Source organism: Ignavibacteriota bacterium (assembly GCA_013285405.1).
Taxonomy (GTDB): domain Bacteria; phylum Bacteroidota; class Ignavibacteria; order Ignavibacteriales; family Ignavibacteriaceae; genus IGN2.
Map to the genome: position 1 here is coordinate 3,154,942 of CP053446.1, position 12,523 is coordinate 3,167,464.

The window sequence follows — 12,523 nt, forward strand, 5'->3', positions numbered from 1 at the left end:
ACTTTCTGACAGAATTCTGTAATTAAACGATTTATTGGCATTAAGTCTCTGTCTTTTTAAGAAAGATTAGAGAGTTTTTTTTAAGTGGACAGATACACAAATATCAGTTCAGACTATTCCATCTATACACCCTTTATGGACTTGATAAAGGCACTGCTTAAATTATTTGGAACTCAACCCAACCTTTCTCTTACCAAGAGAAGGGCTTGCTAATTGTGATGACTTATCATCAACTTTCTGACAGAATTCTGTAATTAAACGATTTATTGGCATTAAGTCACTGTCTTTTTAAGAAAGATTAGAGAGTTTTTTTTAAGTGGACAGATACACAAATATCAGTTCAGACTATTCCATCCATACACCCTTTATGGACTTGATAAAGGCACTGCTTAAATTTACATTTCAAAAACAAAATCCTTGTTTCGTTATTGAAATTAAGCATTCTTCACATCGTAATATTATTTCTTTTAATTCCTTCTTTAGCTGAAGTATTAGCTCAGAATCAGTATGCTACTCATACGGTTACTGATACAATTCCGATTAATTTTGATAACCTTTATAATATTTCAAGCGTTTCGATTATTCCATTCTCTGAAATGATAGAATTACGCAATCACATTCTTGAAAGATTCACCGATTATAATTTTTCATATTCAACGGCTACGTTTACTTTATCCGACACACTGCCATATTCTATTTTCGATACTTTGATAGTTACTTACGAAACAATAAGAATCGGTTTGAAAAAAGAATACAAGAAAAGATCGTTAGTACTCAAGTATGACGAAAAACGCGGCGATACTTTACAGGTTGTTCAGACTGAAACCGGAGGATTTACTCCTGAAGATATTTTTGGTCCGGGCTTACAAAAAAGCGGAACGTTGATAAGAGGTTTTACTGTCGGAACAACAAAAGATTTTTCTCTCAACAGCGGATTAAGATTACAACTTTCAGGAAATATTACTGAAGATATTGAAATAGTTGCTGCATTAACTGACCAGAACACTCCGATTCAACCGGAAGGGAATACCGAGCGACTTGAAGAAGTTGATAATGTTTTCATCCAGATAAAACATAAAAATGCGACAGGAACTTTTGGTGATTATAATTTGACAAACAGGAATGGTGAGTTCGGTGTTATAAACCGCAAGCTTCAGGGATTGATGGGAACGGTGAACTTCAATCCTCATCAGGGTTATGTTGCAGTTGCAGGACAGCGGGGAAAATTTAATTCAATTAATTTCAACGGAACAGATGAAGTTCAGGGTCCATATAATTTAACTGGTTTAAACGGAGAGAAGGATATCGTTATACTTGCAGGAACTGAAAAAGTTTTTCTTGATGGAATTGAAATGATCCGCGGTGAAAATAATGATTACATAATTGAATACTCAAACGCTACAATAACTTTCACTCCGAAAAGATTAATTACAAACGCAAGCAGGATTGCAGTTGATTTTGAATATACTGATCGGAAATATTCCAGAAATTTTTTCGGTACCGGCGGACAATCATTATTTATTAATGACAAAATGAAAGTTGCATTCCAATATTTGCAGGAAGGTGATGATCAGGATGCACCGATTGATTTTGCCCTGTCAGAAGATGATAGACGAATACTAACAGAAGCTGGTGATGATCCACTGAAAGCAATTAAATCAGGAGTAATACTTGCGCCGCTTGACTCTCTCGGTAATAGAAAAGGTATTTACCAGGCAATTGATACTTTAATTAATAATGAAACTTTTGTTTATTACCTCTATAATCCGGGCGATTCACTTTCATTATTTATAGTTTCATTCAGTTATGTTGGCGAAGGAAACGGTGATTACGTTCGTGAAGCTCTTGGTAAGTTTCGTTTTGTTGGAATTAAGCAGGGAGGTTACTTACCTGTAATTTTTCTTCCTCTTCCGCAGATTAAGCAATTAGGAAATTTGACTACTACAATAAATCCTTTTGAAAATGTTCAGCTTGATTTGGAATATGCAGGAAGTCTATGGGATAAAAACAGATTTTCAACTCTTGATGATGGAGATAATTATGGTTACGCCGCAAATGTTTCACTCAAAGTTATTCCGTCGAACATAAGTCTCGGTTCATTAAATCTTGGCAAAGCTGGTTTTTCATATAGAGAAAGATTCATCAATAAAAAATTTACTTCGACTGACAGATTCAATGAAGTTGAATTTGACAGAACCTATAACACCTCAGGTTCATCAACACAGGAAGATGAACAATTCAGAGAAGCCCGGTTAAATCTTATTCCAATTGAACAGTTAAGTATTTCTTCATTAGCAGGATTTCTTAAAAGAGGAGACTTATTTCAATCCAATAGATACAACAATGCAATAAGGTTTTCTGACCAGACTAATTATAATATTTTTTATAATCTGGATTTTGTTGATACAAAAAATCAAAATAACACCACCGATTGGTGGCGGCACTCCGGTGATGCTCATTATGTTTTCTGGAATCTTATCAAACCGGGTTTCAATTATCTTGCTGAGAATAAAAAGGGATATGGTGCAAATAAAGATTCACTCATTTCAGGGAGTCTTGAGTATTATGAACTTAATCCATATCTCCAGCTGCTTGAGATTGAAGGACTCAGCTTCACGGCAAAATATTCACGCCGCGATGATTATCTGCCGATGGGTGGAAATATGACAAAGGAATCAATTGCAAGAGCGCAGATTTATGATCTTACTTACAGAGGAATTGAAGAAGTATCGACTACATTAAATCTTACTATCAGAAATAAAAATTATTCTGAAACTTATAAGCAATCAGGTTTTTTGGACAGTGAACAATTGCTGATCAGGTCTCAATCAAAATTTACTTTCTGGGAAAAGATACTTAACGGAGATTTGTATTATGAAGTATCAACTGAAAAACAGGCAAGACTTGAAAAAATATTTGTTCGTGTTGAGCAGGGAACAGGCAATTACAAATATCTCGGTGATCTGAATAACAATGGAATTGCTGATGATAATGAATTTGAACCAACTCTTTTTGATGGTGATTATGTTCTTGTAACTTTTCCGACAGACGAACTTTTTCCGGTTATCAATTTAAAGACAAATACCAGATGGAAAATTCAATATGCAGATATTTTTGATAAAAGTACTTTCATTGGAACCGTTCTCGAACCATTATCCACAGAAACTTCCTGGAGGATTGAGGAGATTACCCGTGAAAGTGATCTTTCAAAAATTTATTTACTTCAGCTTAATTTCTATCAGCAGGAAGGTGTAACAATCCGCGGAGCAAACTTTTTCCAGCAGGATATTTTTATAAATGAAAACAGACAGGACCTTTCTTTCAGGTTCAGATATTCGCAAAGGTTGGCAATGAGCGAATTTAATACAGGTGTGGAAAACGGTTATAACAGAGAAAGAAGTTTGAGGATAAGATTCAGAATGATTAAAGAAGTTAGCAATCAAACTGATTTTATAAATCTTACTGATAATGTTTCTGCTCCTATGCCTTCAACCAGAAACAGACAGATTTCTGATAATAGTATAACAACAGATTTTTCATACAGACCAATTGGAACTGTGGAAGTCGGGTTGAAGATTAAAGTCGGAAAAAGTGAAGATAATTTTCCTGAATTACCAACAGTAATTGATTTGAATTCACAATCAGGCAGATTTAACCTTTCAATTGCACAAACAGGAAGATTGCGAATTGAAATTGAACGAACTGAGTTGATAGTAAATACAATGGAAAATATTATCCCGTTTGAAATGTTGAATGGCAATCAAATTGGAAAAAATTATTACTGGCGATTAAATTTTGATTATCGAATCGCATCATTCTTACAAACTACTATTGGATATGATGGTCGCTTACAAGGTGAAAGCAGAACTGTTCACACAGCGAGAGCTGAAGCGAGAGCGTATTTTTAATTTATAATTTTTAATTTATAATTTATAATGAACAATGGATGTAAAGTGATTTTTAAAAGTTGTTAAGCAGGGAAAAAGAATATGAAACTAATTTCAAATCTGATTGAAGCACATATTTTTCGTGAATCAAAAAACGGAATAGAGTTTTTATTATTGAAAAGATCTGAAGGACAGCCATACCCCGGTTTGTGGCAGATGGTAACAGGCAAAATAAAATCCAATGAAAAAGCATATCAGACTGCTTTGAGAGAAATAAAAGAAGAAACGGGTTTAACTCCTGTTCAGTTTTGGGTTGCACCAACAGTTAATTCTTTCTACGAACCCATAGGTGAAAATATTTGTCTGATTCCTGTGTTTGCAGCAAGAGTTGAATCAGACAAAATAAAATTAAGTTCTGAACACACAGAATATCAGTGGGTTGATAAATCAACAGCGCAAAAGCTGCTTGCGTGGGAAGGACAGCGTAAAGCAGTACAGATTATTGAAGATTATTTTCTGAGTGAAAAGAGTTTCCTTCATTTTGTTGAAATAAAAATTTAAGAAATAGCTAATTTCAAGCATCAGATTTCAAATAATATTCAAGTGTCAATATTTAAATAACAATTTAAGTAGAGATTGAATATTGATGATTGGAAATTTAAATTTATTTGAGATTCGAATTTTGTTATTTAGTAATTCAAATAATTGTGCACTCAGGCTACTTTTAATTATTTTTGAATAAATTTTTTAATTGTTTTCAAGGAAATTGATTTGAGTTTACTCGTTGTTGGTTCTGTTGCATTGGACTCCGTTGAAACTCCGTTTGACAAAATAGATGACGCTCTTGGAGGTTCAGCTACATACATTTCACTTGCTGCAAGTTATTTTTCCGCTCCGGTCGAGTTAATCGGTGTTGTGGGGAATGATTTTCCCAAAAAATATATTGAGATGCTTGAGCAGCACAATATTGGGCTTGAAGGATTACAGATAATCGAGGGAGAAAAAACTTTCCGCTGGGGAGGAAAGTATCATTACGATCTGAATTTTCGCGATACATTATTTACTGAGCTAAATGCATTTCAAAATTTCAATCCAATAATCCCTGAAAAATTCAGAAAAGCAAAATACATCTGTCTTGGAAATATTGACCCAATTTTACAGATGAAAGTTCTTGACCAGGTTTCAGATCCGCAGTTTGTGGTTTGTGATACTATGAACCTTTGGATAAATACAATGAAGAACGACCTGTTAAAATTATTAAAACGGGTTACAGTTTTTATTCTGAATGATTCAGAAGCCAGAATGCTGACCGAAGAACCAAACCTGATAAAAGCCGCCAAACAAATTCGTCAAATGGGTCCCGAAATTTTAATTATTAAAAAAGGTGAACACGGTGCAATGCTGTTCACTGAAGATACTATTTTTTCTGCACCGGCATATCCAATGGAAATGATTTTAGATCCCACAGGCGCAGGTGATACATTCGCCGGTGGGTTCATCGGGTATTTACATCATAAACGTGAACTTAATTCTGAAAATATTAAAAGAGCAATAATATACGGCAGCACAATGGCTTCCTTTTGTGTTGAACAGTTTAGCACAAATGGATTGGAAAATTTATCATACCTAAAAATTCAGGATCGGTTCAGAGAATTCAAGAAAATATCCAACTTTAATGAAACCAACTGAATACTTTTCTATCAAGCTTGTCCAGAAGGACTCCTATGGAGAAAATGATAAACTGATTTTTCTCGATCAGACAAAACTTCCACTCGAAGAAAATTATATTGAAACTGATGATTACAATCGAATTGCAAAAGCGATTGAGAAGCTGGAAGTTCGAGGTGCACCATTAATCGGAATTTCTGCTGCTTATGCACTGGCACTTTCGATAAAGAATGTCAAATCTGAAATTGAAAGTAAATTCAACTCTGCTTATAAACGTTTGGCTGAGACACGCCCAACAGCAGTTAATTTATTTCAGGCATTGGATGAGATGAAGGAAACATTCGAAAGCATTACCGATAAAACTTCAGCGTATGAAATTTTAAAATCAAAAGCAATTGAAATTCACAAAAGAGACGAAGAATATTGTTTACGTATTGGTAGAAATGGTTTGAGTCTGTTCAAACGCAAATCTAATGTGCTTACTCATTGCAACACTGGTAAGCTTGCTACAGGTGGAATTGGGTACAGCTTTCGGAATTATAAAAACTGCTTTTGAAAATGGATTGGTAAATCATGTTTTTGCAGATGAAACACGTCCACTTCTGCAAGGTTTACGGCTCACAAGCTTTGAACTGAGAAGAAGTGGAATTCCATTTACAATGCAGACTGATTCATCTGCTGCAGAACTTATGAAGCAGGGAAAAGTTGATCTTGTAATCACAGGCGCTGACAGGATTGCACTCAACGGTGATTCAGCAAATAAAATTGGAACTTATAATCTGGCAATCCTGGCAAATTATCATAATATTCCTTTTTATATAGCTGCTCCTTCTACAACGATTGATAAAAAAATTTCTTCCGGACAAGAAATTGTGATTGAGTACAGAAATAAAAAGGAACTCCTTTATTTTGGCGATACATTAATTACTTCTGAACAATTTGAAGCGTTCACACCTGCGTTTGATGTAACTCAGGCTCATCTTATTTCAGGAATTATAACTGAAGAAGGATTATTTACTTTTCCTTATAACTTCATGCAATGAGCGAAATCCTTAAAACTGAAGCTGTAGTTTTAAGTAAGATGAACTATGGCGACTCAAGCAGTATTGTTTCAATGTTTACTGAAGATTACGGTAAAATAAGTTTGATAGTTAAAGGAGCGAGATCTCCAAAATCAAAGTACGGGAAAATTGTTGACCCGTTAAACTACATCTCGATTGTTTTCTACAAAAAAGAATCAAGAGAAATTCAATTATTATCACAGGCAGATTTGATTGAATATTATCATAAAATCAAAAGTGATATTGAAAAAATCAAATATGCGCTCGCAGTAATCGAACTTGTAAAATATATGCTTGCTGATTCTGAGATAAACAAGAAAATTTTCAGAGGTACAGTCAGAATTCTCTCCCGAATGGACGCAGGCGAAGAAAATCCTGAAATCAGTTTTGGTAGATTCTTTTATTTTATGCTTAAAGAAGCAGGCTACGAAATCCAGTTAAATTCCTGTGCTATCTGTGGTAAAACTGAGTTTAAGGGAAATTTGTATTACAATTTTGATAAAGGATTGATATGCGGTGAATGCAAAAGAACAGTGGTTGAAATTTATGATATAAATTCGGAACTTTTGACATATCTGAAATGTCTAAAGTACAATGAATCTGTAGATAGTTTCAGTAATTCAGTCAGACATAAAGCTATAACTTTTATGGAAAGACATCTGAAATATCATTTATCGGATTTCAAAGGATTAAGTTCAATAAATTTGTTTAACGAGAGGTAGTATCGCCATAATTTTACTATCCTGAAATAATCAGGACAATTTAACTAAGGAAAATACATTGGGAGATAAAATGAAAACAAAAGGAATTGTAGGTGCACTTACGCTATTATTCATAGGAATATTATTCGGTGCAATACTTGTTTCTGGATTCGGATTAGTCAGACCCGGACTCGCAGATATAAATCTTGGTGCAAATGAACCACCTGTAAAATTGGATGCTGATGCTTCCTCTTTTAGTCAGGCTTTTATTGAAGTAGCTGCAAAAGTTACTCCAGCAATCGTTCAAATCACCGTCGTTTCTGAAAGAGAAAACCCACACAGCGATTGGTTTTTCTTTCCATTTAAAGATATGCCAAAAGAACAACGAGGTTCTGGCAGCGGAATAATCATTTCTCAGGATGGTTACATCGTCACAAATAATCACGTAGTTGAAAATGCAAGTAAAGTAACTGTCGGTCTTTCTGATAAAAGACAGTTTGATGCAACTATTGTAGGAACTGATCCGCTAACCGACCTTGCGGTAGTTAAAATTGATGCAAGCAATTTACCAGTTGCATTTTTGGGAAATTCAGAAAACTTGAAAGTTGGTCAATGGGTGATGGCAATTGGAAATCCATTATCATTGAGCTCAACTGTCACGGCTGGAATTGTTAGTGCAATAGGTCGCGGGCAGCTTGGATTGATCCGTGATAGTTATGGAGTTGAAAATTTTATTCAAACAGATGCAGCAATCAATCCGGGAAATAGTGGTGGAGCGCTTGTTGACCTGTCAGGCGCTGTGATCGGAATTAATTCTGCAATTGCTTCCGGCGGTGGTGGAACGTACATCGGTTATGGGTTTGCTATTCCTATTAACCTTGCAAAAGCAGTATCACAGGATTTAATTGCTCACGGAAAAGTCAGCAGAGGTTATATAGGTATTAACATTGGTGAAGTTGATGATGCACTCGCAAAATCATTGGGGATGGATAAACCTAAAGGAATTATTATTCAGGGAATTGTTGAAGATGGTGCAGCTTCAAAATCTGATCTCAGAGCTGGAGATATTATTCTTGATATAGATGGTCGTGAAGTAAACAAACCTAATGAACTGCAAAGTTATGTTGCAGCTCTTACAGCAGGTACCACTGTAAAACTTAAAATTTATAGAAATGGTGAAACTCTTGAGAGGAAGGTAACACTTAAAGCCCGTGATGAGGATTCGAAAACCGAACCTATATCCAACAAAGATGATTCTATGGAAAAAGATAATTCCGGCTCAGGCACTGCAACATTTGATAACATTGGTTTGACGGTTAAGAATTTAACTAATAATGACAAGACCGAGTTTAAACTTGATAACGGTATTTTGATTACCAATGTTAAACCATTCAGTAAAGCCGAAGATCAGCGTTTGTTTGCAGGATTGATTATTACTGAAGCTAACAAAGAGAAAGTAAATAATGTAAATGATTTCAGAAGAATAGTTGATGAAAAAAAAGGAAGTGCACTATTGATTAAAGTAGTAGATAAGGATGGAAATAACAGATTTGTTGGTATCGAAATTCCAGAATAATATTTGAATCGAATGAATCTACGCAAAACGTCCCAATTTTTATCGGGACGTTTTTTTTTATATTTGTTTATAAACTAAAATTAATAATTTAATGATAAGATTTCTTACTGCTGGTGAATCACACGGAAAAGCACTAATAACTATTGTTGAAGGATTTCCTTCCAACATATCAATTTCTTCTGACTATATAAATCTTCAACTTAAACGAAGACAGTCCGGTTATGGAAGAGGTTCAAGAATGAAAATTGAATCAGATACAGTACAAATATTAAGCGGTGTTAGATTTGGAAAAACATTGGGCTCACCAATTTCGTTTTTAATTGAGAACAAAGACTGGATCAATTGGCAGGAGATAATGAATACGGAAACACAAAAAGGTCATATTGATAAAATTACAATTCCACGCCCCGGGCATGCGGATTTGGTTAGTGTAACAAAATATAATTTTAGTGATATAAGAAATTCTATTGAACGATCCAGTGCGAGAGAAACAGCAGCAAGAGTAGCAGCAGGTTCAGTTGCGCGGAAATTTCTTGAACACTTTGGAATTTTTATTGGTAGTTGCGTCGAGAGTATTGGCAGTATTTACTCAGCAACTGATTATTACACCAAATTACTTCAAAATAAATTTCCTTTATTGAAATCTGCTGCAATGGTTTCTGCAAAAGCTGATAAAAGTTCAGTAAGAGTTTTGGACAATTCGCAGGAAAATAAAATCATAAAAAAAATAAAATCAATTAAGAAAAAAGGCGATACACTCGGTGGTACTTTTATAACAGTTGCAACAGGTATTCCACCTGGCTTAGGAAGTTTTATGCATTATGACAGAAAACTCGATGCAGATATTGCGTTTAATATTATGTCAGTAAATGCTGTTAAAGCTGTGGAAATCGGAAATGGTTTTGAAAGCTCTCAGTTATCCGGTTCACAGGTTCATGATGAAATAATCGTGAAAGAAAAAAAAATCGAAAGGAAGACAAATTTTGCCGGCGGAATTGAAGGTGGAATTTCTACAGGACTCCCAATTCTGGTAAGGACTGCAATGAAACCAATTTCAACTCTTGCAAAACCACTCAATACTATTGATCTGAGTACGTTGAAGAAAGTCAAATCGCGCTACGAGCGAAGTGATTTTATTGCAGTACCAGCCTGTTCTGTTATTGCTGAGAGTATTCTTGCATGGGTAATTGCAAAACATTTTCTTATGAAGTTTGGCGGTGATTCTATTGAAGAGACTTTTGATAATTTTAAATCATACAAAAGAAAATATCTCCAAAGAGTAAAAACGGGATTCAGGAAATAAATGCTTAAAATAAAATTATTTACATTCAACATGTTTTCTGAAAATACGATTATCATTTGGGATGACGAGTCTCGTGATGCTGCAATTGTCGATCCGGGAACTTCGTCTTCGACTGAAGAGAACGAACTGTTAAGTTTTATTTCATCAAAGGATTTACGAATCAAGTATCTCATCAACACACATTGTCACATTGATCACATCCTCGGATGCAGCTTTGTAAAGGAAAAGTTTAATCCTGTTTACTATGCACCTGAACTTGATTTGCCATTACTGGATAACGCACAGCATCAGGCTCAAATGTTTGATCTTGATATTGATCAACCTCCAATACCAGATAAACTGATAACTGAACAAACAGAAATTATGATTGGTGAATCGAAACTTCAATTTCTGTTTACACCGGGACATACACCCGGGGAATTTTGTATTTACATCGGGGAAGAAAAAATCTGTGTTACCGGTGATGTATTATTTAAAGAAAGCATCGGTAGAACTGATTTATGGGGTGGAAACTATGAAACTTTACTCAATTCAATTCACGAAAAATTATTTTTGTTGCCGGATGATGTTATAATTTATCCGGGTCACGGTGAACCAAGTACAATCGGATATGAAAAACAAAATAATCCATTTCTTGTATAACTAAAAGAATTTTTAAACTTTTCAACGGTGCGTGATATGAAAGCAAAAATAGATAAGCTATTAAAATTAAAAGATGAAGCAAGACTTGGTGGTGGTGAAGACAGGATAAAAAGCCAGCACGAAAAAGGTAAGCTAACTGCTCGTGAACGAATTGAATTATTAGTTGACGAAGGCAGTTTCGAAGAAGTTGATATGTTTGTCAAGCACCGCGCAAAAGATTTTGGTCTCGATAATCAGCATTATCCGGGGGATGGTGTTGTTACTGGTTTCGCAAAAATTGATGGAAGACAGATTGCATTATTTAGCCAAGATTTTACTGTGTTTGGTGGTTCTCTTTCTGAAGCACACGCCGAGAAGATTGTAAAAGTGATGAAGATGGCGATGAAAGCCGGAATACCTATTATTGGATTAAACGATTCTGGTGGTGCACGAATTCAGGAAGGAGTTGTCAGTCTTGGTGGTTACGCAGATATATTTCTGCTGAACACACTTGCTTCAGGTGTTGTTCCTCAGATTTCAGTAATACTCGGTCCATGTGCAGGTGGTGCTGTTTACTCACCGGCAATTACTGATTTTGTTTTTATGGTGAAGCAAACAAGTTACATGTTTGTAACCGGACCAAATGTTGTTAAAACCGTCACGCACGAAGATGTAACCTTCGAGGACCTCGGTGGTGCTGAAACACACGCAAGTAAAAGCGGAGTGGCTCATTTTATATTCGAGAATGAAATTGAAACTTTACTTAATGTGAGAAAGTTAGTTAGTTATCTTCCATTGAATTATAGAGATAAAAGTCCTGAAAAATCCTATGATCAAAATAAACTTAGTGCTGAATCAAAACTTGATGATATAATTCCTGATAATCCTAACAAACCATATAATATGAAACAGATAATTTTTTTGCTCGCCGACGATCAGGAATTTCTCGAAGTTCACCAATATTATGCTGAGAATATTATCTGTGGCTTTTGTAGAATTGGAGGAATGTCAATCGGTGTTATTGCAAATCAGCCTGAAGTTTTAGCCGGAGTACTGGATATCAACGCTTCAACCAAAGCTGCTCGCTTTGTGAGATTTTGTGACGCATTTAATATTCCGATGCTTGTACTCGAAGATGTTCCTGGCTTCTTACCCGGTACAGAACAAGAGTGGAATGGTATTATTCGGCACGGCGCAAAACTGTTGTTTGCTTTTTCCGAAGCAACAGTTCCTAAAGTAACAGTTATCATACGAAAAGCTTATGGAGGTGCGTATGATGTAATGAATTCTAAACATATCCGTGGTGATTTTAATTTCGCCTGGCCTTCAGCGGAAATTGCAGTTATGGGACCAAAGGGTGCAGTTGAAATTATATTTAAGAAGGAAATTTCTAAAGCATCTGATCCTGAAGCGGAGATTGAAAAAAAATTATCTGAGTATATAGAAAAATTTGCTAATCCTTACATAACTGCCGAGAGAGGTTACGTTGATGATGTAATAGTTCCCAATGAGACTAAACAAAGGCTGATAAACGCATTTAATTTACTTCGCACAAAAGTTGATACAAATCCAAAGAAGAAGCACGGGAATATTCCTTTATAACAGATAACCATTTGTTGTAGGAAGAGTTATAGAAAACATTTGATTTTCCACTTGATAAAGGATATATTAACCGCTAAATTTGTCAAACTTAAATTTAAACCAGA

General features: G+C 35.1%; 8 protein-coding genes and 1 pseudogene. All 9 read left to right on the plus strand.

Annotation, left to right across the window (positions count from 1 at the left end; genetic code table 11):
- Positions 1 to 428: 428 nt before the first annotated feature.
- The 9 genes and pseudogenes from HND39_13885 to HND39_13925 all read left to right on the plus strand — a co-directional run bounded on the left by HND39_13885 (position 429) and on the right by HND39_13925 (position 12,419).
- Positions 429 to 3,908, plus strand: coding sequence for a hypothetical protein (locus HND39_13885; GenBank protein ID QKJ97288.1), 3,480 nt, complete (start codon positions 429 to 431; stop codon positions 3,906 to 3,908).
- 81 nt (positions 3,909 to 3,989) lie between these two features.
- The gene (locus tag HND39_13890) at positions 3,990 to 4,448 is read left to right on the plus strand and encodes an NUDIX pyrophosphatase (GenBank protein ID QKJ97289.1); all 459 of its coding nucleotides are present in this window, start codon (positions 3,990 to 3,992) and stop codon (positions 4,446 to 4,448) included.
- 210 nt (positions 4,449 to 4,658) lie between these two features.
- The gene (locus HND39_13895; GenBank protein ID QKJ97290.1) at positions 4,659 to 5,576 is read left to right on the plus strand and encodes a sugar kinase; all 918 of its coding nucleotides are present in this window, start codon (positions 4,659 to 4,661) and stop codon (positions 5,574 to 5,576) included.
- Positions 5,563 to 6,598: pseudogene (gene mtnA / locus HND39_13900) on the plus strand (S-methyl-5-thioribose-1-phosphate isomerase). Before HND39_13895 ends, mtnA begins: the two are co-directional and overlap by 14 nt.
- Positions 6,595 to 7,338 carry a DNA repair protein RecO gene (gene recO, locus HND39_13905; protein QKJ97291.1) on the plus strand — a complete coding sequence of 248 codons (744 nt, stop codon included), beginning with the start codon at positions 6,595 to 6,597 and terminating at the stop codon, positions 7,336 to 7,338. The pseudogene mtnA and the gene recO overlap by 4 nt, the downstream one beginning before the upstream one ends.
- A gap of 70 nt (positions 7,339 to 7,408) precedes the next feature.
- Positions 7,409 to 8,893 (plus strand): Do family serine endopeptidase, encoded by a 1,485-nt coding sequence (locus HND39_13910; GenBank protein QKJ97292.1) that lies wholly within the window; start codon positions 7,409 to 7,411, stop codon positions 8,891 to 8,893.
- Positions 8,894 to 8,984: 91 nt separating this feature from the next.
- Entirely contained in the window at positions 8,985 to 10,196 is a 1,212-nt protein-coding gene (gene aroC, locus HND39_13915) for a chorismate synthase (protein ID QKJ97293.1), read from the plus strand.
- The gene (locus tag HND39_13920; protein ID QKJ97294.1) at positions 10,197 to 10,838 is read left to right on the plus strand and encodes an MBL fold metallo-hydrolase; all 642 of its coding nucleotides are present in this window, start codon (positions 10,197 to 10,199) and stop codon (positions 10,836 to 10,838) included.
- A 36-nt stretch (positions 10,839 to 10,874) separates the two neighbouring features.
- Positions 10,875 to 12,419 carry an acyl-CoA carboxylase subunit beta gene (locus HND39_13925; GenBank protein ID QKJ97295.1) on the plus strand — a complete coding sequence of 515 codons (1,545 nt, stop codon included), beginning with the start codon at positions 10,875 to 10,877 and terminating at the stop codon, positions 12,417 to 12,419.
- Positions 12,420 to 12,523 lie beyond the last annotated feature (104 nt).

What these genes read in the sequence shown, in the direction of transcription:
- HND39_13890 (QKJ97289.1), top strand. Translation starts at nt 3,990, where the DNA reads ATGAAACTAATTTCAAATCTGATTGAAGCACATATTTTTCGTGAATCA.
- recO (QKJ97291.1), top strand. Translation starts at nt 6,595, where the DNA reads ATGAGCGAAATCCTTAAAACTGAAGCTGTAGTTTTAAGTAAGATGAAC.
- HND39_13925 (QKJ97295.1), top strand. Translation starts at nt 10,875, where the DNA reads ATGAAAGCAAAAATAGATAAGCTATTAAAATTAAAAGATGAAGCAAGA.
- HND39_13910 (QKJ97292.1), top strand. Translation starts at nt 7,409, where the DNA reads ATGAAAACAAAAGGAATTGTAGGTGCACTTACGCTATTATTCATAGGA.
- HND39_13920 (QKJ97294.1), top strand. Translation starts at nt 10,197, where the DNA reads ATGCTTAAAATAAAATTATTTACATTCAACATGTTTTCTGAAAATACG.
- aroC (QKJ97293.1), top strand. Translation starts at nt 8,985, where the DNA reads ATGATAAGATTTCTTACTGCTGGTGAATCACACGGAAAAGCACTAATA.